The organism is Pseudohongiella sp. (genome assembly GCF_040877505.1).
In the GTDB taxonomy this organism is placed as follows: Bacteria; Pseudomonadota; Gammaproteobacteria; order Pseudomonadales; family Pseudohongiellaceae; genus Pseudohongiella.
The window spans coordinates 167,225-192,417 of the sequence record NZ_JBBDNQ010000042.1; the positions used below are offsets into that span (position 1 = coordinate 167,225).

The window sequence follows — 25,193 nt, forward strand, 5'->3', positions numbered from 1 at the left end:
GACGGCCGTACCTGCCTGTGAGCGGAATAAGTGCCGCAATCGGCTCTTTAAATGGCGCACTAATAAGAGTACTATTAATCGTACTGTAACGAGTGCTTTAGAAGGTGATACGGATGCGTGCACTAACTGCCAATGACATAAAAACCCGCGGGGTCAGCGCCCTGGAAGAAGGCTTGCAGCATAATGATGAGGTGCTGATCTCCGTGCGCGGCGAGGAACGTTATGTGGTCATGGCGATTGAAACCTATAACCGCTTGCGTGAGCTGGAGCTGGCTGCCGCCGTGGCCGAAGCGAAAGCCGATTATGCGGCCGGGCGTTACAACACGGACAGCGTGACAGACCACATAAAGCGGATCACTGATGACCTATAGGCTGGTTTATACCGACAGCTATATGCGCCGTGCGAGGAAATTTCTCAAACGTCATCCGCAGATCCTGGGGCAGTATGAAAAAACACTTCAGCTGCTGGAGCTGAACCCCCACCATCCTTCCCTTCGATTGCACCGCCTCGAGGGTTCACTCAACGGCCTGTCGTCGGTATCGATCAATATGAGTTATCGCATTGTGCTGGCATTGCTGATTCAGGATCGCGACATTATTCTGATTGATATTGGCAATCACGATCAGGTTTATTGAGCCAATATCCGTGGCGCCTCCGTAAACGGTCGAATGCCAAACTCAGGATAAATGTCGCTGGGAAAATAAAAATTGCCATCTTTAACAACCAATGAAATCGTCTTGATGGCTTTCAGATCCGCCGTCGGATCACCGGGAATCAGGAAAAAATCAGCCAGTTTTCCTTGTTCAATCGAACCCAGTTCTTCGTCCTGACCCAGGTAACTTGCCATATCAAGCGTCGCCATTTTCAGCACCTCAGCCGCAGTCATGCCGATCTCCTGGTAGAGCTCCAGCTCGCGGTGATAGCTAAACGACCCACCCAGGTCGGTGCCCGGAATAATCACCACACCCTGATCGCGCATTTCGCGCACTGTTTCCAGAATCTTGGCAAAACCCTGACGGTAGGCGATGTCGTCCTCAGGAGAGGCGATTTCAGAGCGTGCCGTTCTGGCATTGCGCTGAATACCCACGGGCATATTGTCGATGTAGTCCACCATGCCGGGTGCCACCTCGCCATTGCGAGACAACATCAGGTTCTCATGAATGGCCAGCGTCGGGTCAATACCCATGCCGCGCTCGGCCATGCTTGAAATGGTAGATTGCACCGCGGAAGAATTGATATCGATGGCGGGGAATCGCTTCATGGCGGTCAGCCGCAATAACGTGCGGGTATCTTCGTCAGGCGCCAATACCCAGCCCAACATAACCTGATTAATGTGCGTCAGCTCATCGTATCCGGCAGCAATCATGGCATCGGCATTAGAAAAGGCGGGCACATGTCCTGCAACACGCAGGCCGCGAGCGTGCGCTTCAGTCACCATGGCCGGCACCCATTCCGGGTTCATGCTGTTGTAGATTTTGATCTGATGATAGTGGCCCTGATCGGCATACCACCGCACGGCAGCCAGTGCTTCCTCTTGGGTTGAAACCAGGATGCCACTGTTGGAGTTGAAAGGGCTTCTGCCCTCGATAAAGCCGCTGCGATGAATGCGCGGCCCGACCAATCTGCCCGACTCGATTTTGTTAATCAGGTCATCGAGTACCTCATTATTGTTGCCCATATCACGAAAGCTGGTGACCCCGGCCGCAATATTCAGCAGCGCACTGCCCTGGCCCGCATGCGCATGCATTTCATACATCCCGGCCACTAACGTGCCGCCCGCGCCATCGATCACAATCTCATCGGCATCAGGCGCCTGTACCACGCCGTCAATTGATGCGATCCGATTCTCTGCAACCAGCACGGATACTGGATCAGAAAGGCTTAAGCTGCCTGGTTCGAATACCCTGACATTATTGATGCGCACGGGTTTATCAAAAACGCGGGTGACTTCTTCCTGTATGGATTCAAAGCGGCGGGTTGCGTATTCGGCAGCCAGATCACGCAGGCGCTCCTCTTCAGCCTCGAAGCCGGATCGCACCAGCGCAAATCTTTCAGTCATGGATGCAAACAGCAGACCGGACTCATCCAGCGCAAAATAACTCGGATTCAGGTCAATGCCCGACAGTGCATAGGTGGTGACAGCCATTGACGCGCCATCGCTGTCGGTGACATCCAGCGTCTCGATAGTGTCCAGTTTAAGCTCGCCAGCAGGCAGCACGGCCAGGGTATTTCCCTCAGCGGCCAATAACAGCCGTGCATAAACCCACAAGGCGTAGGGGCTGGATTCCTGGGCCACATACAAATTGGCCTCCGCCAACTCTGCTGCGCTGGACCCGGTGGTATCTGTCCAAGTCGCTCTGCCACCTTCAACCTCAAACTGCTCTGAGATGATATTGCCAAAGGTTGTTGCGCCCGTAATATGCCAGCTACGCGGTACACCCTCATCAGTAAACTCAATGACTTCTTCAACCGAGGGGCCGCGACCATTGTTGCGGTACTCATAACCAACATTGGTGACGTCGCCGTGTTGCACGTCCATCTGGCCAACCCGCGTCCCCGAGATAAGCGCCGTAAACGTCTCAGCCCCGGCAGGGCGCGCAAACGCGGTCTCCTCCGACACAGCAGCGGCAGGTGGTGTTGGTTCCTGCGGGCTGCAGGCTGCAAGTGACAGGGCTGCGGCTATCAGCACAAGGACTGCGCTGCTTCGGCGTTTTGAATTCATTCTGGGCTCCGTGATTTGGTTGTTTTTCAACAGTCTGTTAGTTCCTAATTTCGCAGAATCCGAGCATGAAATCTACAGGAAATGGCGAGCAGCGGCTCGCTGTGCATTCCACTGGCCTGCCTGCAATTCACTGATCGTGGCAGCCAGAACAGATCAGACGTCGCGTTGTTCATGGTTCGGCCAATTGCTCTGTTAACATGCGTCCAATTGCACGCTAGTGCTTCGTCCAATTGTACTATTTGTGGACTGCGGGCCAGTTCCGCACTTTGCCAACGTGCTGGCTTTGCTAGATCAGACCGTGCAACTGGGTACCAGGCATTGCCGAAGCGATTTGGTGGTATCCGATAAGCGGTAGCAGCATTTGTTGTTAACAATATGTATGTATATTAACGACAAGTGGATTTGTCGTTAACAAATGCCTCACAATGGACTTTGTTGTTGACCGCTGATGGAGGGGGTGCGGGTTTAGGGCTCAGAGCCTGGTCACCTGGAGAACATGAAGTGATACAACTTAACGCAACCCGTAAACTTTTCGCAAAACTCCCGTTAGACAGTGACGGGCAACTCGCCGTGAACCAACGGATCGGGTGGCTATACGAACAGCCTGCGATTGATGTCAACCCGCTAAGCGACTGACGCGCTGGACAAGCCCATGCCCAGCGGATACCTTCTGTTTCATACAAACCCCCAACCGGACCACCCGATGAAACCAGCCACCGCCTTATCCGCACTCCTGCTCACCCTCGTAGTCACCGCCCCGGCACTCACGCCAGCCCACGCCCAGCCATCCGTGCAGGTGCCGCAGTCCGCCCCAGCGCAGGTGCATCCACTGCCCACCCTGCGGGAGCAGGCCACTGAACAGCAGGCCTGGCTGGAAGCGCGCCTGGATCGGGTGCTGCCGGCGCTGATGAACGAATACGGGGTGGACATGTGGATACTGTCGATGCGCGAGTACGGCGAGGATCCGGTGTTCTGGTCCATCACCGCACCCACCACCTTCGCCGCCCGTCGTCGTTCCATCTATGTGTTCACATTACAGCCCGACGGCACGGTAGAACGGCTGGCGCTGGGCGGCGGCAGTCAGGGTGGGGTATTTGAAGCTTATCGCTCCACCCGGCCCGCGCCGACGCAACCGACCGCCGAGCTGGTGGGTGACGAGCAGTGGCAACTGCTGCGTGAGCTGATCGAAGACCGCGACCCGGCCAACATCGCACTCAACATCGACCCCGACTGGGCGTTCTCTGACGGACTGCATGCCGGCGAGCGCGAAGTGCTTGCGGAGGCGCTTGGCCCCTACCTCGAGCGTGTAGTGCGCGAACCCCGCCTGGCCCTGAATTACATCGCGTTGCGCATCCCCGAGATGATGCCGCGCTATCGCCAGATCATGGAAACCGTGCACGCGATGATCTCACAGGCCTTCTCCAACGCCGTCATCACCCCCGGCGAAACCACCACCGACGACGTGATCTGGTGGCTGCGCCAGCGCGCCCAGGAACTCGGTTACACCGCCTGGTTCCAGCCCTCCGTGGATGTGTCGCGCCAGGGCAGCGGCCGCATCAGCGGCGACACCGTCATCCAGCCGGGTGACCTGCTGTGGACTGACTTTGGCGTAGTCGCCATGAACCTGCACACCGACACCCAGCACCTGGGCTACGTGCTCAAACCCGGCGAAATCGACGTACCCGCTGGCCTGCAGCGCTGCCTCGCAGACTCCAACCGCATGCAGGAACTGCTGCTGGAAGAGATGGAGCCAGGTCGCACCGGCAACGACATCCTCGCCGCCACGCTGGCGCGCATGGAAGCTGAAGGCATCACCGGCACCGTCTACACCCACCCCATCGGTGACCACGGCCACGGCGCCGGGCCGTTGATCGGCCGCTGGGACGGGCAGGAGGGTGTGCCCGTTCGAGGCGATGCGGTTTTATTGCCTTCTACCTGGCATGCTATTGAACTGCAGGCGACAAGGGCGATTCCTGAGTGGGACGGTGAAGAGGCAAATTGTCGGCAGGAGGAAGAGGCGTATCTTGATGCTGATGGGGAGAGGCATTGGGTGTATCGACGGCAGGAGGGGTTTCATTTGGTTTGGTGAGGTTGGCGGATGATTCGATGAGACGCCAATGCTGTGACGATGATGAACAGACCAACTGGTGGTACAACAGCCATTGGCAAGTACCATCCATTTCCCCATGGCGCACTGATAAATATAATAAGTAAATTAAAGCCGGAAAGCGCATAAAAGCGATAGAAGCTTGATGATGGCGCTGGCTGATAATCGACATCGGAGAGTGAAAACGTTGATACTCCTTTTCTCAGTGCCAATGTACTGATCCAGACAACAAAAACAGGCGCTGATATCAGTGATGCCAAGATGCTGATCGTCTCAAATGGTGCCGGATCGAGTTGCAACTTTCGAATGAACGCATAGCCGATCGCAGGCACGATGAGTACGCACTGAGCGGCGATACAGTATCTGTAAATCTGCAGCAGGGAAAGCAACCCACTGGGCTTGAATTCGTGAGCAGAAAGAACGTGTCGCTTCTCCAGTGACAAAGGGTTCGCCACACCGTTCAGATAGAAGCTTTCGCCATTTTTATATATCGCCATGCCTTTTGAGATCCCCTGTTGGTTGCTGGGCAACGCATTGATCTGGTGGCGATAGCCCGTTCAAAGGCTATCGCCATATCTCCAGTCAATTGATGGCCTACGACGACTCAGCCGTGCTTAGCGCCATCAACGCGCCACCGCCAGCCACCAGAACGCCTGCACTGGCTGTTACGCCAAATGCAGCAACGACGCCCGCTCCAAGGAAAGGTACGGCGGCCGCGGTAATGGCGCCTCCTACGGCATAACCAAGGCCTTTCATAAAGGTACCTCCGTCAAAATCACCGCCTGCGACCGCAGCAACTTCATTTTCTGTCAATTCACGCATGGCACACCTCCAATGTGTTGGTTTAGTGAAGAGCTCAATCATCAGCATCAGACATTAAACGTCAGCGCTGATAATGAGGTTATAGACGGCTACTGCCGTGATTGCCAATTTAGTAGGTGATAGAGTCGATCAATGAAGGGTAAGAATTTCGTTTGGGGCTGATTACCGTGATGGTTGTGGAGCGACAGTCGTGCAGCACGGGGTTGCTGCACAGACGAGAGATGATGTGTAACAGGGTTTCCTTACTTAGCTATATGGGTAGTGTTGCTATCGATGCGAATATTCTATACTCGCACGGCCTAAAATCTAGGCAATAAAAGCAAGTTATCTTACATGAGTATTCGTTATAAGCTCATGACAGAAGACTTTAAATAGTAGGTATAAAAAGGTAAATATATGAAAATTAATAAAAAAAGCTTGGCATACGGAATTGCTTTTATCGGGGCGCTCACATTTAACGGAGTGGCTCAAGCACAGAATTCAACCGGTACTGGTCCAAACCCGTATCGAGATTGTGGTATCGGCGCTGCATTGTTCCCCACAGTGAACTGGGCCGCTGTCACATCAAACGTTATCTGGGATGTCGGTACAACCGCTGTCATTTCCGCGACTGCAAGTCCTGAAACCTGTCAAGGTCAGTACGTAGCTGCTGCTGCATTCATCTTCGAAACTTACGATGCTTTGACTGAGGAAGCAGCCAAGGGCAGCGGTGAACACATCGTTACCATGATGAATATTCTGGATGTAGAGCAGGATCATCGTGCTGATCTCATCAGCGCTGTACGCACTGAGATGGCGGGGCAGGTGTCCCAAGCTGGTTTCAACTCGCTGGAAAAAGTACAGAAAGCAGAAACTTTCTATTTCGCTGTTGTGAATTCTTTGAAGTCATAATCAGCTAAGCTTTTGTACTGAACAAGCAAGGAGGCATGCGATGCGCGCCTTTTTGCTTGTGTCTACCAAACTACCCTCACACGCGCGCAGACCCCATCAATGTTCCCGTTCTCCAAATTTGTGGCTAATCTATTCGTTTTTGCTGTCATTTGCTGCCATGTAACGTCAGCCAAGTCAGACGATGCGACGGCGCAAATTTACACGGAAGCCATTGAGCTTGGACTTGAAAAAGACCCTGTGTGGTCAACGATACTCGGCTACGAAGAACACGGGCTCTTTAATTCACGACGCGAAAGTGCGTTTCGATCGTCATCAGCATTCTTGCATATTGACGGTAAATCAAACCCGTCTTCCGAATTGCACGCTACCTTGTCGGCTTTCTTCGAGCCCGTAGGGGGCGATAGCAATGAGCATGCTCAATGCAAATACCGGGCTCGATACATCTGGTTAGACGCTGAGTTAGACCTCAAGAAGTATGGCCTTGAGGAACAGGCCTGTGATGCCTATGAGGAATGGAAAAGACACGAAGCGGTAAACAGTATCAGTGTACTTATGGTGGGTGGTTTCCTGGAGAATCCAGCCTCCTACTTTGGTCACAATATGATCAAGTTGAATACTTCCAGACAAAATAGCAATAACTTGCAAAACGAAAGTATTAATTTTGGTGCCGATATTCCGCAGGAAGATGGGATTTTCAAATATATCTACAGCGGCATAACAGGGAAATATCGGGGTGTTTTCAGTTCCTCCGAGTACTTCCATTTCGCCAACAACTACGGCGAAACTGAGCACAGAGACATTTGGGAGTACCAGTTAAATCTAACAGATTACGAAGTCTCACTTTTACTGGGCCTTGTCTGGGAGCTTATGCAAACAGACTTCACCTACTATTTTTTTGATAAAAACTGCGCATATCGTATGGCAAGGCTATTCAATATTCTGCGTGGAATCGATCTGACGACGGGGCATAACATCTGGTATGCCCCTCAGACCTTTGTTCAACGGATGGCTAGCCAGTCAGGTGACAAGCAGATCTTTGATGGGTCACCCATCTATCATCCTTCGCGCCAGAGTCGGTTTTACAACCGATACTACGATCTGAGCCCTGACGAGCAAAGCACCGTCAAAGCGTTGATCCGGGCCCCGCAGCGTTTGGCCGCGAGCGACTACCCGGCGATCGAGTTGCCGTCCAAATACAGAGTTCTTGATGTTCTGCTGGATTACTATCAGTACACATCCAGCGACGGCCAGGGCAACATCACTGACGAAAATAGTCCGTACACGCAAGTGTTGGCCGAACGGTACCGCTTGCCGGCAGCAGACGCAGTGTTTACGGACAGCCCTACGCCGTCTCCTCACCAAAGTAGGGACATTAGTTATAGCGCAATTACATACTCGAATAACTCAACCATCGGTTCTACGTGGCGATTCAGGATTCGTCCGGCATATTACGATGCTCTTGATCATGGTGCCGGTCATGTACCGAATGCAGCCCTGTCGATGGCGGAGCTTGAGTTGATCGGTGACGGTGACGAAGTGAATGTAAGGCGTTTTAGTTTAATCAAGATCGAGAGCGTCAACCTGAAAGCCACCGGTTTGCCCGGCGATAGCCGCCGCACGTGGTTGCTGGAAGTAGGGGCGGCTCAAGACCGGTACTCTGACATTGACTCGACGGTAGGGATTGCAAGGGCGCAGATCGGTCGTGCCTATCCGGTACGCGCCGTGAATGGTGTCATTGCGGCCAGGCTAGGAGGAGCGCTTCAAAGTAGTTATCGTGGCAGCGGCTATGGCTACCTGTCTGCTGGCCTAACTGCCAGTGGCAGTTTCACAGAGCGACTGCGATTTGAATTAAGTGCCGAGTTTCGCGAGGGTCTGAGTACATCGCATGAGGACAGATTGGTAAGCGGTGCTGCCGTGCGCTACGAAGTGTCGCGGTACCTGGATATTCGACTGCTGTATGAGAGAAATGTGGTAAACGAGTTGGGTCTGAGCGTTGGGGCGTACTGGTAACGATCAGCACTCTTAGCGCGAGCGGTATCAGCAATCAAGAGACTATCAACATGGCTCTAAGGAAAGACGACGGCATCCTTGATCAACTTGTACGACTCCCATGGTGGGTCAGCGTCATCGCATCTATCACAATTTATATCTTTCTAAGCTATGGGCTTCCAATCATGGCCGCGGATAGCATGGTTTTGTCTGCTGTCTCAGCCGGGTTATCACAGAATGCATATATGTTCGCCCTACTTTTTTTGATGCCGGCACCATTGTCTTTTTGGTTGATGAGGAAAAAAAGGAGGTTATTGGACAAACAGCAAAACATTGAATCCATCAGATTGCTGGGCTGGCGTGAATTTGAAGAACTTCTTGCTGAGGCATATAGACGTCAAGGCTATTCAGTGGTGGAGAATTTTAAGGCAGGCCCGGATGGAGGTATCGATATCAGGCTGAGCAAGGGTGGACATGTTCACCTTGTTCAATGCAAACATTGGAAGTCCCAAAAGGTAGGGGTCAATGTTGTGCGGGAAATGCTGGGGCTTGTTAAAGCTGAGGATGCCGCAAGAGCCATCGTTGTTACGTCGGGCTTTTTCACTCAGGAAGCGATAAACTTTGCGCAAGCTCAGCCGGTCGATTTGATAGACGGGAGCCAACTGTACCAGCTCATTTCATCCGTGCAGCGCTCAAAGGATACCGTTCCCTTGGTGAATGATGCGAGCGCCAAACAAAGGCAGAAGAATGATCCTAAAGTCTGTCCCTTGTGCGGCTCTGAACTGGTCGCGCGTGTCGCACGTAAAGGAAGCAATGCCGGGAATTCGTTTTATGGATGTGCGTCGTTTCCAAAATGCAGACACACAGAGGCAGTGAAGAGTTAATGGACGTTATGGGCAGATCAGTGAATCATCAAGATGGCGATCTTAAAATTCTACTTTCTGCGTTTGAGCGCGTGAGATGGCTAGATCGCGTTTTCGGCGACGACATCCCCTGGTCTGAAATTACACAAGGATTCGATTTTGAGGGTCAAAGGATATTATTGGCTAACAAAGCGCGAGGCATATTTAAGCCAAAGCAAATGAAGCAAGGTGCGATAAGTATAAAAACAACTGAGCCTAGGGCGGGCAGAACAAATATTTATGATGATCATGAAACTGAAGAAGGATTTTTTCGGTACTCCCTTCAGGCAGGAAACCCTCAAGAGAATGGCAACAAGCATCTGTGGCAGGCCATGGACCAGCAAACGCCCTTTATTTACTTTCATGCAGTAGCACCAGGCAGATATAAGGCAATCTGGCCGTGTTATATCTCTAATATCTATCCTGATCTGATGTACTGTGAGGTGGTGGTAGGCGAACCTCTTGTCGATAGTGCGAACAAATCCAAAGTGGTTGTTTACCCAGATCTAAATGCTCCCGTGAGAGCATACGCCGTTCGGGAGGCTCGAGTAAGGCTTCACCAAGCAACGTTTCGTGCTAACGTCCTGTCTGCGTACAGAAATCGGTGCTCCTTATCCGGACTGCCAGTTCCTGAATTACTTGAAGCGGCACACATAACACCAGATTCCCATACTCATAGTTCAACTGAGATAACTAACGGTATAGCAATGACAAGGCTTCATCATCGAGCCTATGACGCAAATTTAATAGGAATTACACCTGGTCGGAAAATCGTGATTAGTGACAGGCTTATGGAAAAGAATGACGGTCCAGTTTTGACTGCACTCAAAAACTTGAATGGACAAGAACTCATACCGCCGTATAACAAAAATCAATCGCCGGATAGAGTTCGCCTTGCACAGCGTTATGAAGAGTTTTTGCTATCAAACTAAATTACTCAGGACGCCTGCTGAGACTAGAAATTACCTTTCCATGAAAAAAAGCACAAACCCTATCCGTTTTTCCTAAGATCGCCCAAGAAAGTTGTAATATCTCTCGAGTCGACATTGTTGCTGTCGGTATCTCTGTCTCCCAGTCCCTCAAACTCATGCCAGCCGTGATCCAGTTCTGCATCATAAGGACAGACCCATAAATTAGGCACACCAACCTTCGCCGCTATGAAATACTGGCCATCTATGAGCGCTGCCCGTACTTGATTCTCAAGCTCCTCAACGGATATGCATTTATTGTTGTCAAAAACCACGGAGCCAAACTGTTTGAAATTGCCCGCATCACGGTAAAGGTAGTTAAATTGTATCTGCATTGTCATCGCCTCAACTTGACGCCATGCTCGATATTAAACAATATCCACCCATGACGACAAATTCTAACCACAAACCCTGTCCCTTCTGCGACTCAACAGATCGCGAGCCTCTGGCCACCAGTACCCATGGCTTCGCCATCCTTGACAACTACCCCATCTCGCCGGGCCACACGCTGATTATCCCCTTCCGTCATGTGGGCTCATACTTCGAGCTGACCCGCAGCGAACGCGATGATCTCTGGGATCTGGTCGAGCAGGCCAAAACTATACTGGACAGCCAGTTTGTGCCTGACAGCTACAACATCGGCATGAACGACGGGCCGGCGGCAGGCCAGACCATTGGGCATTGCCATATTCACCTGATTCCTCGCTATGCAGGGGACGTGGCTGACCCTCGCGGTGGCTTGCGCTGGATCATGCCTGACAAAGCTGATTATTGGTCAGATCGATGAGTGCGCTTTCTGCCAGGGCTCAGCTTGCGTTTCTGGAGAAGATTCAGCGCCTGTTTGACGAAGGCGAGTTTTCCGCCACATATAAGTTTGCGCTGATGCTGACATTGACCGAGCTGGCCATTGAGCTGGGCGGCGATGATGACGCAGAACTGGCATTACCGCTTGATGCCGTAGCAGAGCGATTTGCGTTGTTGTACTGGCGGCAGGCCAGCAGTTATGGTCCGGCGACTGACGAAGTGGAAAACGGGATACTGTTGCAGAATCTGGGTAAACAGGCTGCCGTAATTAATCAGATCCTTGAGATCTACAATGATGTGCAAGGCAATCCGGCCAGGGCTCCCGGGCATCCCCAGTGGCAGCGCACCATTTCGGATATCCGGGCTATTGTTCATAACATGCCGCTGCGCCATTTACAGGTCATCGGCGGGCAAACAGACCGGTTCTTGTATGACTACCCCTGTACCAACAAAGTGTTGATCCTGAAGCGGGGTGTCAGCCACAACTTGCGTCGCTTCAGTCCGCTGATTCAGCAGCTGGCCAAAGCAGGCTGGGTTCAGCACATACGCGGCAACCGTCGCAATGCGCCCTTGCTGGGCAAGAAAGACGATCTGGAATCATTCATGTTTGGCACGCCGCGGGCACAATTGGCGCGTATTGCACCTATTTTGTCCCAGATGCAGGACAAGCGGTGCTTCTACTGCCAGGGGAAATTGCACAGCCAGGCCGAGGTTGACCACTTCATACCCTGGTCGCGCTATCCACGGGACACGGCGCACAACTTTGTGGTGGCACACCGGGGCTGTAACAACGACAAGCGCGACATGCTCGCGGCCAGGAAACATCTTGAACGCTGGCTGGATCGCAACGACCGCTCAGGGCGGGAGCTGGGTGAGAGAATGCAGGAGCAGGGCTTTGTCTCCAACATCGGCAGTACAACCGAAGTGGCAAAATGGGCCTACGGTGAGGCTTTCAGAATGCAGGGGTTTGCCTGGATTGAAACGCGTCGGCAGACCGAGATGATCGACCGGGAGTATGTGGCGTTGTTTGGAGTGGGTTAGTCGGTATCATGTGCGCCTGGTGCGACCCAATATGTCGATCAAATATCAATTTCTCGACACAATACACCCATGTGTTGATGTCATCGACATATCTACGGAATATGTCGATTAAAGTTGACCTAATCGACACGTTGATGTAAAAATCCTTCATGCCTGTATTTCAGCCCAATAAGCCTTACAACGACTTGCCGCCGCTGCCACCAGCTCTGGAACTGGAAACTCGCGCGGTTCTCAAGGCTTGCATCGAAGCCCGCAGCGCGCTAGCCGAGCTCAAGCAGGCAGGCGAACTCATCCCCAATCAGGCTATGCTGATCAACACCATTCCGCTGCTGGAAGCCAAAGGCAGCTCGGAAATCGAAAATATTGTCACCACCACCGATAGTTTGTTCGAGTTCGCCCAGGCAGATGACAGTCGCGCAGATTCGGCGACCAAAGAGGCGCTGCGTTACCGCACGGCTCTCTGGCAGGGTTTCCAGTCCCTGCGAGAGCGCCCACTGTCTACCAACACCGCTGTGGCCATTTGTTCCACCATTAAGGGTGTGGTTATGGATATCCGTCGTGTACCGGGCACTACGCTGAGCAATCCGGCCTCTGGCGAAACCATTTATACTCCGCCAGAAGGCGAAGCGCACTTGCGCGATCTGCTGGCCAACTGGGAGGGGTTTCTGCACGATGCTAACCAGTCAGGCCAGCTTGACCCTCTTGTTCGCATGGCGGTGGCCCATTATCAGTTCGAGGCCATCCACCCGTTTACCGACGGCAACGGCCGTACCGGCCGCATCATCAATTTGCTGTATCTGCTAGACCAAGAGCTACTCAGCATTCCGGTGCTCTATCTCAGCCGGCACATCATCCAGCACAAGGCCGACTATTATCGTCTGTTGCGCCAGGTGACAGAGCAAAATGATTGGGAGCCCTGGTTGCTCTACATGCTGCAAGCAGTTGTCAACACCGCCCAATGGACGCGTCAAAAAGTCATGGCCATTCGCGCCTTGCAGGAACACACCGCTGATCATGTGCGCCACCGCCTGCCTAATATTTACAGTCGCGAACTGGTGGAGTTGATTTTTACCCAGCCCTATTGCCGCATTGCCAATCTGGTGGAGGCGGGTATCGCCAAGCGCCAGACCGCCTCGGTATACCTGAAAGAGTTGTGCGACATGGGTGTGCTTCGTGAGCAGAAAGCTGGGCGCGACAAGCTATTTTTGCATCCAAAACTGCTTACATTGCTGGGCGGTGACAGCAATGAGTTTTTACCCTATTCGAACGATTGAACACCAATCTGTAACGTTGTCAGTACAACACCCGCACAAACACCCCAACAACCCGATACCTGTTCTCATCATCCGCCGTCAACACAATAGGCTGATACCCCGGATCACTCGAGCGCGGCTTCAGCACAATCTGCTCATGCACCCAGCCATCCTCATCCTCAGTTTTCACGCTCGCATATTCCTTCACCGTGTAGTGCGAACCACTGTCTTCATCAATGCTGTCCAGCAGCTCAACCAGCACGATCTTGCCGTTGCGGCTGCCGCCCGGGTCGGTGCGGAACAGGCACATGGCGCCATTGGGGATGATGTTGTTCATCGACTCGCCCTGCACTTTGCAGACGAAATGGCTTTGGTCTACTTTTTCGCCTTCCGGCAACAGGTACCATTCCTTTTGCTCGGCCTGTTGCTGTTCACTGAAGTCGCCGGCGGCTGCCACCAGGTCGTAAACCGGCGCTGCGTTGACGTAGGGTTTTACCGGGACGGGTGTGATGTCTGTGACATCGGCTATCGCAGGGGGTTCGGGCGAAATGTACTGTGCCAGGTAGTCGCGGAAATCGGGATCGCAGGCGTAGATGAATGTGCCCCGGATGCCGCGCAGCAGGATGGTCTGGTAGATGTTCAGAATGTACTTTTTGAGTTCTTCGGGGTCTTTGATGGACTGTTTGCCATTCCTGTCGAAGTACAGCTCTGGCCTGATGACGATTTCCTTGCGGGTCTTGTCGTAGCCGATCTCGCGGCCGAAAATGATGCCGGCATAATTCAGGTCGTAGCCCTGCGTGGTATGAATGCAGCCGACTTCGTTCACTGAATTAGGGGTATTGATCCAGTCGGAACTGGTGGTGTTCCATTTCAGTTGCATGGATTCGATTTCGATGTCGAACAGCGCGGGATCCTTGTTGGACTGCCACGGCCAGGCATATCCGGCAATCATGCGCGACAGGCCGTATTGGTGGTCACGCGTCTGCAGGGTTTCCACAAATTCGCTGAAGGATTCAAACAGCCGCAGCTCGTATTGTTTTGAGCGGTAGGGCGCTGCCGTTCCCAGTTGGCAATGCAGCAGCCTGTCGACAAACTGCACATAGGGATTGCCGCCCCGTACCCGGAACTGTGACACCAGTTGCTGGGTCTGGGTCGAGGGCGATTTTTTCAGGTCACGAAATACCTCTGTGGACGCATCCGACGGCTTGATAGTCTGGTTCAGGTCGTAGAAAAACACCGATTTGCCTGACTGCTGAACGACCCAGTCCACTTCGCTGCAGGTTTTGGGATCAAAGCCCAGGGCGGTGGCGGTCTTGTCAAAAGCGCCGTAATAGGCGCCCAGGTTTTGCCGGCGCCGCAGCCGGTGTGCTTCATCCACCAGCACAATATCGTAATGTTGCTGCGCAAGCTGCGACGGGCTGATGACCATACCGGGTGACAGGCCAGCGACATTGGCGAAGGCTTTTTTTAGGGTGGCGCGAAATGACGCCATCGGTACCACCAAAGCCATTTTGGGGTTTACGCCATATTTCTCCTGCAACTGCAGCAGCAATTCCCTGAACTCATCTTCCTCGGCGGACAGCCCGCTGAAATTGACCTCGTCCGGCTCGCTCTGCAGCAGTTTGAACAGGAAGATCGCCAGCACGGATTTGCCGGTACCGGCGCCGCCTTCCACGACCAGGGTTTTGACCTTGTCATCCAGCAGGGCATACATGATGCCCAGCAGGCCCTGGCGCTGATCGGATGACAGGGACTTGTAGGGCGAGTATTTGAACAGGTCGGAGTTGTCCAGGTGTTCAATCGAGTGCTGGGTCAGGCCTTCTGCCCGCAGTTTGTTCCACAGCTGGCGGAACATGCCGGCATAAAGCTGTTGCTTCTGATAATAGTTATGGTCAACCAGCCCCAGGTTGCCATTGAGCAGGGTGAATTTGCCGTCGGCGGCCATGTATTTGATGAGGCTGGACTCGATATCCAGGGTGGCGGACTTGTTGAACTTGTCGCTCTGGATCAGGTGGACAACTGTCAGCCTGCTTTTGTCGTTGTGTTTCAGGTGGGTGCTCATGCGATTGACGGTATCCGCCGTCTCGCCCACATAGGCGCGTCCCTTGTCGGCGTTGCTCAAAACATAAACGAGTGGCCAGCTGGCCTGCGTGAGGCCTTTGGCATCCAGCTGCTCAAGCGCCTCTTTCCTGAAGCTGTAGCGGCTGATCTCAATCGGATGCGTGCCGCTCATAGTTCAGTGTATTTTTTGGCGGTGCCTTTGGCCTTGCTGACGGGGTACTTTTCAGCGTTCTTTTTGATCTTGGCCAGCACGATGTCCTTGACGTCCAGCTGATAGGCGTCTGCCAGCAAAAACGCATAGGCAAACACATCGGCCAGCTCTTCCTGTACTTTCTGCGGGTCGGCATCATCGGGGTGTTTCCACAGGAAGGCTTCCAGCAGCTCGCCGGCTTCAATGCTCAGGGCAACGGAAAGGTCCTTGGGGTTGTGGAACTGGCTCCACTCGCGTTCATCGCGGAATTTGCTCAGTGCGTCTATGATTTCGTTCATATTTTTGTCAATTTTGGCGTCTGGGACCATAGCGCCTATGATTTCACGGAAGGCAAGGGCTGACAATACCTGATTCCTGTCGCGAGCAGCGCTTGCTCATCTGTCGATAAAGATTGATAGAATAACCATATAGCTTGCTAAATATAACAACCCCACTGTCTGTGGATTGACGTTACTCCTTCTCCAGTAGATCCCGCGTTCAGATTCGTTGGAAATGGTCTCCAGAAAACTGTATATATAAACAGTATTTCTTATACAGTACTTATCCACAGTTATTCAACAGGCTTATGCTTTGACAGGCCTGTATCAATCATTACACTCGGATGTGTGTAAATGGGATGTTGCTATGAGTGTTGTGGGCATCTGGCCTTAAGGCTAAAGGGGCATGTATGGCGATCAATCATCCTGAGGTTCAGATTGCGACCGCGATTCAACCACTTGACGCCATACCAACCCGCAAAGGAACAACTTTTCGGGCGTCGATATACGATACATACAATACGCGGCGAGAGGTCTTTCTTAAGCTGTTGAAGTTGGAGGATATTGCAAAAGAAGTACTGTGTGCAGTGCTGGCTCGCATGCTTGGATTGCCGATCAAGCAAGCGTTTTATGTGCAGGTGGATCCAGCGATTGTCCCCGGGCGTCGCGCTGGGAATCGCCTTAATCTGGGCTTTGGGTTGGAGCGGGAATACTACCCAGCATTTCGCATTGCCAATGACCAGATTAATGACGAAATAAGGCGTTGGCCCGAAGCATTGGCTTGTGGCGTGTTTGATGAGTGGATTTTTAACGATGATCGTCTTCCTAATAACTTACTGTTTGCCGAAAATCGCGTTTATTGGATGATTGACCACGATGAAGCGTTGCCGAATAGCGCGCAACCTGCTGACATCTGTTACTCCCAGATACTGCACGTGTTGTCCGATGGGAAGACCGAGTTCGAGTTACACAAAATCAGGCGAGAAGCATTGGTCGTTGTAGAGCAGTTGAAAAGTATTAATTGGGACGAGGTACTGGAATTCGTATGTCCGGCAGACGTGGCAACCACCGGTATCGGAAGTCATTTCGAAAAATACATGAGTTTTCTTAGGCAACGAATTGAGCGCATGCCAGACATATTGACGCAGAGCTTAGGCATAAAACAGTTGAACATGAAGTTGGATAACCACATCAATCTGGCAGATCGGGACGAGAAAAAATCATGAAGATACAGTTTCCACCTGTACCAGACTACGCTTTTTCCTGGCGTAGCCTGCAGATAGAGCCTATTCCAATGTCGGGTGAGCGGATCACGATAGGACTCATTCTGAAAGGGGATGATCAGGCTTTGATCGCTGCCAGGTTGGTGCCGTCCTCCAGGTTGAAGAAAATTTATGGTCTGGAAATGGGGGCACGCATTGCTGAAGCGCTGTCGCTTTGTGTATACCGGGCAGAGAAGTTCTATTCTCGTCAACCCTTGGCTGGCGATTGGCCTCCCCCTCTGGAAGGGTTCTACCTGGGGGCGCTGAAGTCGTCATTGGCCGAAAACATAGAGGATGCCTTGCTGGTTGCGTCTAAATATTCGTCGTCTATCAGTTTGGCCATGTCATCTGAAAATAATGAAGAGTCAGCCAGACCGGAGCGATCAGGCCCGGAGGATTGGCGTAAGAGCGTTTTTGATGCCGTGACAGGTCGGCGAGGGGAATTGGCGGAATTTTTTGAGCAGAGCGTTACGATACGAGGATATGGCCTGCCAATGAAATTCGGATTTATCGCAGGTAGCTATGCTGCTCAATTTGATGCAGTTTACGGCGAGAAAGGCATCCAACAAGCCCTGATTCGGGCGCAAAGTAAACTCTGGCAACTTGATCGACTAAGAGACGAAAGTCTGTTGTTCCCATTGGAGACTTGTGAGCTCGTGCTCAGAGCGCCTCTGCAGGATGCTGGCAGCGACAGTGGTATATTTAACGACTTTGTGGAAGAGCTGAAATACGAGGCCTCCCGACGAGATCTTGCGGTGTTTGCTACTGACTCCGCGGTGCAAGCTGCAGACCACGTGATCGATAGAGCTGCATAGCCTATGTGTGGCTGCGCTCTCGGATAACAGCGATAACCTTTAACTGCGCCTGTGCTTTGCTGGATCGAATGATTGAGGCCGGGTCGCGGTATGCGCCACCAGTTTTTGATATGACGACCCCTGAATTAGCGAGCCTGTCTGCAGCTTCCCTGCGCTTGATGAGCATTGCTGCCCTAGCGTGAGCGTTATTCAATTTTGCGCTGTTCATTTCTGAGTCCTCCCTCGCCGCAAATATAGATTAAACACTTCGGATAGGCCAAAGCAAGAGTGGGAGATATAGGAGGTACTACGGGATATATGGTGCCAGGAGAGGACTTTGCTTCTATTTCTAAGCAATTGACTTTCATATATAATTTTGGTCTATGAAGCTGCGTATGTTGCTTCAGTTGTTGCTATAAGTTCGGGTTGGCAGCTTTCGTGCGCGAGTGATTGAACTATGGCCCTTCGTAAACTACGTCACATTTCCGGCCTAACGGCTTGTTTTTTCGATTATTTACTGAGCTCGTATATTGGGCTTGAGCCAATTACCGTACTCAAAGCCGAGGTAGCTCCTTTGTAGGAAGATATCTGTGGGGTGGTTAAGCCTTGGATAATCATATTCCCCTTGTGCTTGCGCAATTTTCGCTCGCAAATTAAAAATATAATACATATCAATAGTATATTATGTTACGGCGGACAAGCAGGTGGCTTGATGGGCGCGGACGAAAAGGCGACTTGTATCACTTATAAGCCTAGTATGGTGTATTTATACGAGTGCTAAACATAAAGTGTCAAGGGCTGAATTCTCAGTATTAATAGGGGATTAACATTGTGTCAGTTGCCTATTTACATTGTTGCTAATACTTAAAGTTCATGCGAGTTTAGCCATCGTGAGTCAGGTCCTGTATCTAATCTCGGTTAACATGTGCCGACTTTAAGTAGAGCTTTTTTCGTAAGTAACGACTTAAATGGTAATCAGCCCCAAAATTAATTGAAGTCAAAAGTGGAATTTTCTCGTAATCTACGCAAAGAGGAGATTCTGCATGAAAACGTCGAAATTTACAGACAGTCAAATCATGGCCATACTGAAGCAGGTCGAGGCCGGTACCCCGGTGGCGCAGGTCTGCCGGGAGCATGGCGTTAGCTCGGCAACGGTGTACAAGTGGCGGGCCAAATACGGCGGCATGGATGCTTCCCTGATTGCTCGACTGAAGGAGCTGGAAGCTGAAAAAAATAGCCGACTGAAAAGGCTTTATGCCGAGGAGCGGCTCAAAGCTGACATCGTCCAGGAAGCCTTACAAAAAAAGTGGTGAAGCGGTCGGTGTCACCGCCGAATGCTTCCGCAGCCTGCTCTTGCAGCTGGGTCTTCCATTGGGTGATCTGGTTGGCATGGACATCATGGATCTGGGCCAGCTCCGCCAGTGTCTTGTCGCCCTTCAGGGCGGCCAGGGCCACCTTGGCCTTGAATGCCGGTGAATGGTTACGGCGTGGTCGTCTGCTCATGTTGTGCGCCTGAAATGAGGCATCTACGATGCCTCAGTCAGAACGCTGTTGCACTTATACTGGAGTCCGAATTTGCGGGACCACCTCTGGGTGAGGAGGAGTCCATCCCATTGGTTACCTAGATCGAGCTTCCCCTCCATAGCAGCCTCGCACTCTGGATGCTTGAGTTTGCGTAAGAGAACTCCTCGCCATTCTCTACTTCAAATAGCCATATCCTCAAATTAACTTGCAAGTCGGCGGCAGGGGGACATTCATGAAGTGCTGAGTCATCAACTACCTCCTTTACGTTAATTATCCATTCTAATGTGTCTCCCGGCGCTAGGTCCTGCGCGACATAATGCGAATCAAAGTCCAATACCAAATCGTCCTTGTTGATAAGCTCAGATTGGTCCGCCAAAGTAGTAATAAAGAGCCCCCACGTTAGAGGGACCTCATTTTTAGGCAACCCCAATCGATACGTATCGTTTGAAGCGTTAAGAAGGTTTACAGTTACCGTCTCAAGTAGGTCATCTTCGCTAATAGATACAATCATAGTGAGTTGAATCGAATTATCGAATAGTTGTGAGCTAATCGTCCTTTCTATTTCATTATCGTCAGCAGAGTGGGCTATGCCCACACAAACTATACAAACTATATAGGATAGAGTTAGTTTAAGTAATTTCATTGCAGCCCCTTACATTAGTTTATGGACACTACGTCTCTCAAAGACATCCTTCTACAGAGCACAACTTAAAGCATTCTTTCTTGCGGTTATATTGCTTACCCTATTACCACTAACTGCCAACGACGCTGATGTAAAGAGCGACCAGGCTACTGGAGGGTGATCTGCGAACGACCTCGCTATAACCATATCCTGCCTCAGTAGTTCGTAGACAGCCTGCACTTGAGATTCCATCTGGGCCCTAGCTGATGACGCGTTTGCAGCGCTTCCTATGGGTATAGTGACATTGTGCATGTCAACCAGAAAGTCACTAAAATATGGGTCAAGAGAGTCTTTAAACTTCTCATAGTGGACATTTTCATGAGCCACAATAGCATCAATCATCCAAAAAGGGTTAGTAGTGGTATCTCTTGGTCCAGTAGTGAAGCTAGAATGATAAGTTAAACTCGATGCCATTTGATTCAGCACAGTGCAAGAGCTTTCGCTATTTACCCGGTTTACAGACACTTCCTCTAATTCGTGCAAATTCGCTGCAATACGGGTTGGAATCGCAGCGTATGCCACCCGCGCTCTCCACACATCGTTGTCACAATATGCCTGTACATTCACCCCCTGGCCAGGGGGTGTTAGAAAATTAAATCCACCAAACTCTGAAGTGGGAAGATTTGAGTCTCTACTAGGATTTGGGTAAACAAACCCCACCGCCGGTGGTGGGACTGCGGGGCATGAAGGTGGCGCTGGATCAACTGTTAGCGTTATGCTTGCATCATCACTATCGTGTTCGTTATAACACCACACCACATAGGTCCCAGAGTCGCCTTGTACAGTAGTGAAAGTTAGTGAATTTTGATTCCCGATATAAGTTTGACCAAGTACGACGCAATAGTCCGCCGAACCTCCTCCTGACCATGTTGCAGTAACAGTTGTTCCTTCCGTGACGGTATTGGACGGAGACATTGTTATCGATGTATTTACTTCTTCGAAACTGAGAGAGTCACTACAAATACTTGGATACGTAGCAGGAACAAAAGCAGAGTGTTCACCATATCCAAGTTCCGACTTCCCATCAAACGACCATGTCCCAAACGAAGGAACAAATAGTTGTAACGTCTTGTCGCCGCCTCCGGAGGTCATATACTCCGCTAGTTCATCATAGTCGACCACGGGCGTAAATATGTTAGAGCTTGCACGATGCGCTCCTCCGGGAGCAAAAAGCGAATAGTCCCATGGACTATATGTCGCGTAATGACGGATGTAAGGAGCGAAGCCGCCACCTGTTGAGCAGTAGCTACTGTATGCCATAGCCTGGCCAGAAAGGACGATAGATAACAAAAAGAATGCTTTTATAATAATTTTCATAGTACGCCTCGTCCTCACTGAGATTTAGTATTTTTTAGTTGAATGTTACGTATCGACCTCTCTACCTGCTCTTTTAGAGTGATGTTGTCATCAAGTTCTATCTCTCCAACATCCCTCATATTCTGGCAGTTGTTATCCAGCATAGTTTTCGCTATAGCAGGGTGATTTTCATACAAATATCTAACATCTAGTTTTGAGTGGACTAGCCTCCTCGTACCTCTTAACTCTTCCACCATCCCATATATCCGATGTCTTGTTGACTCCGTCAGTTCAGAAACCGCGTGGAGGTAATATTCGTCCAATTTGTTGTTCCCAGCCTCAAGGACCTGAATATATGGCAAGACTTTTGAAGAGATTACTGAGTCGATGTCGGCTCCAGAAATAACATCCGAGCAGATTTCATGGATTGACCGGAACTGATCCTCAACAAATATTGCATTGGACGGGGCTAAAATTGCATCAAGTAGATCCAAGTCCTTCTTTGGGAGTAGATCACGTCTTGCTGGATCAGTAATTAGGTCCGATAGAATGAAGCGTAACCTAACTCCTTCTGGTATATCGTCAAGCTCGCGTTCGCTACTTAACGAGACTGAGCTTGTCAGAAAAGCCTCCGAAATCTCCTCATTGCTGTAGTCCTCAAAAGTTCTATAGCCTGGGTCCGATTGAGCCTCTGAAAGCCAAAGTAACCCCACGAATAAGTAAATGGCATTAAGGCCTGACAGTCTAATTCTCCGTGTCTTCACTTTTTTCTCCTCAATATTTATTGTTAATTTTCTAAGAGTATTCGGACACGGCTGATGCCGCATATTGCGGCGACCCCAATTCTATAGCCTGACAGAAATAATTTTCTGAATTGAACGTCATGAAATTCAAACTAACGGATCGTTGGCCAAACAAGGTGTCATGCCAGCATTTTCGAAATAAAATCAATCAATTCATCAGTTGTATAAATAGGAAACTCAAAACTCAAGCAGCCGATTTCGAATACAATTAAGGATCGCTCGCTTTGCTCTATTAGCCCCCTTACCACAACCGTGGTTCAATAATTTAATGTATACGGACTTATAATCTAGGACTTAGACGTTGTTCTATTAGCCAAATGGCTAATGTTTTACTGGTTGTGATGTGGTTCACTTTTTTGGATTGGGAGTTTGCTATTGAGTTGCGAATGTGACTGATCTATAGGTCGTACTTCGAATCGGGGTAGAACCCCGATGAAGAAGTGCAGGCAACCTTCGAAATTGATGGCGATCCATCGGTGATCGCTGGCGAGCTTGCAACTGTAGAATGGAATAGCAACGGTGATATTTGTTATGCGACAAATCAAAATTGGGACCCTTCGGGTGAACTGACGTTCACTGCGGCGGTCGGAGATTCAGGAAACATTATCATGGAATGTACAAATCCTCATCACTTTGCCCAAGACGACATTACATTGAACGTCTGTGACCAAGCTACAATAGACAACTATGCAGTTTCTACTATGCAGGGATGGACGCAGCCAAACCCATACGAAGAGGCTATTACCTTAGTGTGCAATGGAGCTAACAGCATGGCAACCATTGCCCATGCTACATCATGGAGTCACTGGGGAGGAGGCAAACCCACCATGGACCCTTGCACTGTAACGATGGGATGGACATCCACAGCAGTATCTGGCGCGCATAGTCATCCATATTTTAATAACACAGCGGAATATAACGACGACAATGGATGTCATGGAGACACTGATCCTGTGAGTGCCTTTTTTCTAAGTAACCTGAATGCGGCTAATAAAAATTTTGGGCAACTGCCACCGGGAGTAAACGGAACCGATGATTTCGACTTTGCTTCTAACCAAGGGCCCTTATACCTGCTTACACCAACGGCTGCACAGGTAAAAGTTCTTCCGGCATCCCATCAACCTAGGCTGGTGTGGCCCTGATTCGGTTTATGTATGCATTCTTTTTGACGCTGTTGCCGGTGTTATCATCGGCGCAGCAGCTTGATCAATGTGATTCGGGGGACGAAGCATGTCTTGCACAAAATCATGCCAAAGCATGCAGAAACCCGGACACCTCTGGGTGCTCTGAATGTCAGCAATGGCTTCAAACACTAAACGAGTACCCTTCAAGTCGCTCAGTGGAGATGGAACTAATTCTAGCTACTACCTACTACGATCTGGGCACACTGACGCCAGACAATAGATTAAGGGAGGACTATCACGCGCGGGCACATGAGCTACTGACTCACATAATAGAGGAGGATCCAGAAGAAATCAGTGCATTATATGGTTTAAATTTACTCTCCGAAGACGCCACTGAGATCGATAGATCTTTACCGTAGAATCGTAGAAAGAGACCTAGGAAATATCCGAAATGTTCGTATTTTCGTCCGTTCCCTGGCATTGAACGAAACGTCTGGCATGCTTAAGACCGCTAAGATAATGGAGCAAGCTTATCATACCGCTTCGGACATAAATGATAGGCTACGCGCTGCCAATGAGGCGCTTCGGTACTACGAACAAGCGGGGGAGATCTCAGAAGTAAACCGTCTACGTGGCGTAGCAACCGAATTGATAGATCCAGATCAAAGAAAAGCGGTTATCGCCAATTTGTCTGCTTCAGCCCCTGAAGAAATCGAGACCCATATCGACGCACTTTGCACTACTTCGGCACTTCGAATCATTGGTGTACTGCATTGTGTTGAAGCGATCGAGAAAGCTGCCGTTGCGGTTGCGGATTCAGAATTTACTGATCCGATGCCATATGTTGAAGCGGTGCTTTACGGCATCGAGGGCGTCACATCGGCTAATGTACCCACCTCGATTGACGTGAATTGGAGGCAGAGGCTGCGCGCTGCTATTGAGGAACACTTCATTGGGGAAGGATTGGTAAATTCTCGCGTCTATGCTATTCATGCGGTGCTTGCGTTTGATGAACCAGAGGTGAATCTGAGCTCATTGGAGACGGCGGTGCAACTTGACCCAGATAACGGAGATTATTTGGGTCGACTTGGCAGAGCATATATCCTTCACAGCAGATGGAATGAAGCTGAAACTTATCTAAGACGTGCAAAGGAGTTGGTTCCTGATTATATGAAAATGGATATTGAAGCACAGATCGATATGGTTGAGTCACAGCTTAATCGATGAGATGAAAGCGCTTTGCTTGATAGCGGCCGATAATATTTAGACTGAACGCTTACAGCACAATGTCTTTAACGTCCAGCTGGCAGGCATCAGCCAGCAGAAAGGCAAAGGAGAACACATCAGCCAGCTCTTCCTTGATTTTGTCCGGGTCGGCATCTTCCGGCTGTTTCCACAGGAAGGCTTCCAGCAGCTCGCCGGCTTCAATGCTCAGGGCAACGGAAAGGTCCTTGGGGTTGTGGAACTGGCTCCACTCGCGTTCGTCCCGAAACTTGTTCAGGGCGTCGATGATTTCGTTCATGGCGGCTGTCTGTCCCTATCCGGAATGGTGAGCCGTATGATTTCACGTCAGGCGGGGACAGGCAATGGGGGAGCCGGGGCTTAATCGGTGTAATGGCAGTTGTTTGGTAATCACCCCATTTTTAACGCAAGTTAAAAGTGGAGATTAGTTACACAGC

At 50.8% G+C, this 25,193-nt stretch carries 23 protein-coding genes and 2 pseudogenes; 15 read left to right on the forward strand and 10 right to left on the reverse strand.

Annotation, left to right across the window (positions count from 1 at the left end; genetic code table 11):
• Positions 1 to 113: 113 nt before the first annotated feature.
• Together WD071_RS15845 and WD071_RS15850 are read left to right on the forward strand one after the other, a co-directional pair.
• A complete protein-coding gene (locus WD071_RS15845; protein WP_368049370.1) occupies positions 114 to 371 on the forward strand; it encodes a hypothetical protein in 258 nt (85 codons plus the stop codon).
• A complete protein-coding gene (locus WD071_RS15850; RefSeq protein WP_368049371.1) occupies positions 361 to 636 on the forward strand; it encodes a type II toxin-antitoxin system YafQ family toxin in 276 nt (91 codons plus the stop codon). The genes WD071_RS15845 and WD071_RS15850 overlap by 11 nt, the downstream gene beginning before the upstream one ends.
• Here WD071_RS15850 and WD071_RS15855 read toward each other — a convergent pair.
• Positions 630 to 2,723 carry an amidohydrolase family protein gene (locus WD071_RS15855; protein ID WP_368049372.1) on the reverse strand — a complete coding sequence of 698 codons (2,094 nt, stop codon included), beginning with the start codon at positions 2,721 to 2,723 and terminating at the stop codon, positions 630 to 632. The genes WD071_RS15850 and WD071_RS15855 overlap by 7 nt on opposite strands.
• A gap of 703 nt (positions 2,724 to 3,426) precedes the next feature.
• On the opposite strand from WD071_RS15855, the gene WD071_RS15860 reads away from it, so the two are divergent.
• On the forward strand, positions 3,427 to 4,812 hold the full coding sequence (locus WD071_RS15860) for a M24 family metallopeptidase (protein ID WP_368049373.1): 1,386 nt from the start codon (positions 3,427 to 3,429) through the stop codon (positions 4,810 to 4,812).
• Here the strand turns inward: WD071_RS15860 and WD071_RS15865 are convergent.
• Together WD071_RS15865 and WD071_RS15870 are read right to left on the reverse strand one after the other, a co-directional pair.
• On the reverse strand, positions 4,797 to 5,327 hold the full coding sequence (locus tag WD071_RS15865; RefSeq protein ID WP_368049374.1) for a hypothetical protein: 531 nt from the start codon (positions 5,325 to 5,327) through the stop codon (positions 4,797 to 4,799). The genes WD071_RS15860 and WD071_RS15865 overlap by 16 nt on opposite strands.
• 97 nt (positions 5,328 to 5,424) lie before the next feature.
• On the reverse strand, positions 5,425 to 5,652 hold the full coding sequence (locus WD071_RS15870; RefSeq protein WP_368049375.1) for a hypothetical protein: 228 nt from the start codon (positions 5,650 to 5,652) through the stop codon (positions 5,425 to 5,427).
• A gap of 396 nt (positions 5,653 to 6,048) precedes the next feature.
• Between WD071_RS15870 and WD071_RS15875 the strand changes: the two genes are divergently transcribed.
• From WD071_RS15875 to WD071_RS15890, 4 genes are all read left to right on the forward strand, one after another.
• Complete coding sequence (locus WD071_RS15875) at positions 6,049 to 6,543, forward strand: DUF3015 family protein (protein ID WP_368049376.1); 495 nt, start codon at positions 6,049 to 6,051, stop codon at positions 6,541 to 6,543.
• Between the two features lie 99 nt (positions 6,544 to 6,642).
• Positions 6,643 to 8,553, forward strand: a complete 1,911-nt coding sequence (locus tag WD071_RS15880; protein ID WP_368049377.1) for a DUF4105 domain-containing protein — start codon at positions 6,643 to 6,645, stop codon at positions 8,551 to 8,553.
• Between the two features lie 50 nt (positions 8,554 to 8,603).
• Positions 8,604 to 9,416, forward strand: a complete 813-nt coding sequence (locus tag WD071_RS15885) for a restriction endonuclease (protein WP_368049378.1) — start codon at positions 8,604 to 8,606, stop codon at positions 9,414 to 9,416.
• 20 nt (positions 9,417 to 9,436) lie between these two features.
• Positions 9,437 to 10,366, forward strand: a complete 930-nt coding sequence (locus WD071_RS15890; RefSeq protein WP_368049379.1) for an HNH endonuclease — start codon at positions 9,437 to 9,439, stop codon at positions 10,364 to 10,366.
• Positions 10,367 to 10,425: 59 nt separating this feature from the next.
• On the opposite strand, the gene WD071_RS15895 is transcribed toward WD071_RS15890, so the two are convergent.
• The gene (locus WD071_RS15895; protein WP_368049380.1) at positions 10,426 to 10,737 is read right to left on the reverse strand and encodes a hypothetical protein; all 312 of its coding nucleotides are present in this window, start codon (positions 10,735 to 10,737) and stop codon (positions 10,426 to 10,428) included.
• A 50-nt stretch (positions 10,738 to 10,787) separates the two neighbouring features.
• Here WD071_RS15895 and WD071_RS15900 point away from each other — a divergent pair, with 50 nt between their 5' ends.
• From WD071_RS15900 to fic, 3 genes are all read left to right on the forward strand, one after another.
• Positions 10,788 to 11,189 carry an HIT domain-containing protein gene (locus WD071_RS15900; protein ID WP_368049381.1) on the forward strand — a complete coding sequence of 134 codons (402 nt, stop codon included), beginning with the start codon at positions 10,788 to 10,790 and terminating at the stop codon, positions 11,187 to 11,189.
• On the forward strand, positions 11,186 to 12,247 hold the full coding sequence (locus tag WD071_RS15905; protein ID WP_368049382.1) for an HNH endonuclease: 1,062 nt from the start codon (positions 11,186 to 11,188) through the stop codon (positions 12,245 to 12,247). Before WD071_RS15900 ends, WD071_RS15905 begins: the two co-directional genes overlap by 4 nt.
• Positions 12,248 to 12,396: 149 nt before the next feature.
• On the forward strand, positions 12,397 to 13,521 hold the full coding sequence (fic, locus tag WD071_RS15910; RefSeq protein ID WP_368049383.1) for a protein adenylyltransferase Fic: 1,125 nt from the start codon (positions 12,397 to 12,399) through the stop codon (positions 13,519 to 13,521).
• A gap of 19 nt (positions 13,522 to 13,540) precedes the next feature.
• Here the strand turns inward: fic and WD071_RS15915 are convergent, their stop codons facing one another.
• Positions 13,541 to 15,733 (reverse strand): DNA/RNA helicase domain-containing protein, encoded by a 2,193-nt coding sequence (locus tag WD071_RS15915; protein ID WP_368049384.1) that lies wholly within the window; start codon positions 15,731 to 15,733, stop codon positions 13,541 to 13,543.
• Positions 15,730 to 16,050, reverse strand: coding sequence for a nucleotide pyrophosphohydrolase (locus tag WD071_RS15920; protein ID WP_368049385.1), 321 nt, complete (start codon positions 16,048 to 16,050; stop codon positions 15,730 to 15,732). Before WD071_RS15920 ends, WD071_RS15915 begins: the two co-directional genes overlap by 4 nt.
• A gap of 389 nt (positions 16,051 to 16,439) precedes the next feature.
• Here WD071_RS15920 and WD071_RS15925 point away from each other — a divergent pair, with 389 nt between their 5' ends.
• The 3 genes and pseudogenes from WD071_RS15925 to WD071_RS15935 all read left to right on the forward strand — a co-directional run.
• A complete protein-coding gene (locus tag WD071_RS15925) occupies positions 16,440 to 17,255 on the forward strand; it encodes a HipA family kinase (protein WP_368049386.1) in 816 nt (271 codons plus the stop codon).
• On the forward strand, positions 17,252 to 18,106 hold the full coding sequence (locus tag WD071_RS15930) for a hypothetical protein (RefSeq protein WP_368049387.1): 855 nt from the start codon (positions 17,252 to 17,254) through the stop codon (positions 18,104 to 18,106). The genes WD071_RS15925 and WD071_RS15930 overlap by 4 nt, the downstream gene beginning before the upstream one ends.
• 1,022 nt (positions 18,107 to 19,128) lie before the next feature.
• Positions 19,129 to 19,392: pseudogene (locus WD071_RS15935) on the forward strand (transposase); the annotation flags it as partial.
• Between the two features lie 22 nt (positions 19,393 to 19,414).
• On the opposite strand, the pseudogene WD071_RS15940 reads toward WD071_RS15935, so the two are convergent.
• From WD071_RS15940 to WD071_RS15950, 3 genes and pseudogenes are all read right to left on the reverse strand, one after another.
• A pseudogene (locus WD071_RS15940) lies at positions 19,415 to 19,588 on the reverse strand (transposase); the annotation flags it as partial.
• Between the two features lie 715 nt (positions 19,589 to 20,303).
• Positions 20,304 to 21,608, reverse strand: coding sequence for a hypothetical protein (locus WD071_RS15945; RefSeq protein WP_368049388.1), 1,305 nt, complete (start codon positions 21,606 to 21,608; stop codon positions 20,304 to 20,306).
• 14 nt (positions 21,609 to 21,622) lie between these two features.
• Entirely contained in the window at positions 21,623 to 22,351 is a 729-nt protein-coding gene (locus WD071_RS15950; RefSeq protein ID WP_368049389.1) for a hypothetical protein, read from the reverse strand.
• A 479-nt stretch (positions 22,352 to 22,830) separates the two neighbouring features.
• Here WD071_RS15950 and WD071_RS15955 point away from each other — a divergent pair, with 479 nt between their 5' ends.
• Entirely contained in the window at positions 22,831 to 23,532 is a 702-nt protein-coding gene (locus tag WD071_RS15955) for a hypothetical protein (RefSeq protein ID WP_368049390.1), read from the forward strand.
• 480 nt (positions 23,533 to 24,012) lie between these two features.
• Complete coding sequence (locus tag WD071_RS15960) at positions 24,013 to 24,741, forward strand: tetratricopeptide repeat protein (RefSeq protein WP_368049391.1); 729 nt, start codon at positions 24,013 to 24,015, stop codon at positions 24,739 to 24,741.
• 49 nt (positions 24,742 to 24,790) lie between these two features.
• Here WD071_RS15960 and WD071_RS15965 read toward each other — a convergent pair whose 3' ends face one another.
• On the reverse strand, positions 24,791 to 25,036 hold the full coding sequence (locus tag WD071_RS15965) for a nucleotide pyrophosphohydrolase (protein WP_368049392.1): 246 nt from the start codon (positions 25,034 to 25,036) through the stop codon (positions 24,791 to 24,793).
• Positions 25,037 to 25,193: the final 157 nt, after the last annotated feature.

Bases quoted from the DNA above. Each gene is read 5' to 3' on its own strand.
- WD071_RS15875 (WP_368049376.1), top strand. From the start codon at position 6,049: ATGAAAATTAATAAAAAAAGCTTGGCATACGGAATTGCTTTTATCGGG.
- WD071_RS15870 (WP_368049375.1), bottom strand. From the start codon at position 5,652: ATGCGTGAATTGACAGAAAATGAAGTTGCTGCGGTCGCAGGCGGTGAT.
- fic (WP_368049383.1), top strand. From the start codon at position 12,397: ATGCCTGTATTTCAGCCCAATAAGCCTTACAACGACTTGCCGCCGCTG.
- WD071_RS15960 (WP_368049391.1), top strand. From the start codon at position 24,013: ATGCTTAAGACCGCTAAGATAATGGAGCAAGCTTATCATACCGCTTCG.
- WD071_RS15850 (WP_368049371.1), top strand. From the start codon at position 361: ATGACCTATAGGCTGGTTTATACCGACAGCTATATGCGCCGTGCGAGG.
- WD071_RS15920 (WP_368049385.1), bottom strand. From the start codon at position 16,050: ATGAACGAAATCATAGACGCACTGAGCAAATTCCGCGATGAACGCGAG.
- WD071_RS15905 (WP_368049382.1), top strand. From the start codon at position 11,186: ATGAGTGCGCTTTCTGCCAGGGCTCAGCTTGCGTTTCTGGAGAAGATT.
- WD071_RS15865 (WP_368049374.1), bottom strand. From the start codon at position 5,327: ATGGCGATATATAAAAATGGCGAAAGCTTCTATCTGAACGGTGTGGCG.
- WD071_RS15965 (WP_368049392.1), bottom strand. From the start codon at position 25,036: ATGAACGAAATCATCGACGCCCTGAACAAGTTTCGGGACGAACGCGAG.
- WD071_RS15845 (WP_368049370.1), top strand. From the start codon at position 114: ATGCGTGCACTAACTGCCAATGACATAAAAACCCGCGGGGTCAGCGCC.
- WD071_RS15930 (WP_368049387.1), top strand. From the start codon at position 17,252: ATGAAGATACAGTTTCCACCTGTACCAGACTACGCTTTTTCCTGGCGT.
- WD071_RS15855 (WP_368049372.1), bottom strand. From the start codon at position 2,723: ATGAATTCAAAACGCCGAAGCAGCGCAGTCCTTGTGCTGATAGCCGCA.
- WD071_RS15880 (WP_368049377.1), top strand. From the start codon at position 6,643: ATGTTCCCGTTCTCCAAATTTGTGGCTAATCTATTCGTTTTTGCTGTC.
- WD071_RS15860 (WP_368049373.1), top strand. From the start codon at position 3,427: ATGAAACCAGCCACCGCCTTATCCGCACTCCTGCTCACCCTCGTAGTC.
- WD071_RS15915 (WP_368049384.1), bottom strand. From the start codon at position 15,733: ATGAGCGGCACGCATCCGATTGAGATCAGCCGCTACAGCTTCAGGAAA.
- WD071_RS15895 (WP_368049380.1), bottom strand. From the start codon at position 10,737: ATGCAGATACAATTTAACTACCTTTACCGTGATGCGGGCAATTTCAAA.
- WD071_RS15900 (WP_368049381.1), top strand. From the start codon at position 10,788: ATGACGACAAATTCTAACCACAAACCCTGTCCCTTCTGCGACTCAACA.
- WD071_RS15945 (WP_368049388.1), bottom strand. From the start codon at position 21,608: ATGAAAATTATTATAAAAGCATTCTTTTTGTTATCTATCGTCCTTTCT.
- WD071_RS15885 (WP_368049378.1), top strand. From the start codon at position 8,604: ATGGCTCTAAGGAAAGACGACGGCATCCTTGATCAACTTGTACGACTC.
- WD071_RS15925 (WP_368049386.1), top strand. From the start codon at position 16,440: ATGGCGATCAATCATCCTGAGGTTCAGATTGCGACCGCGATTCAACCA.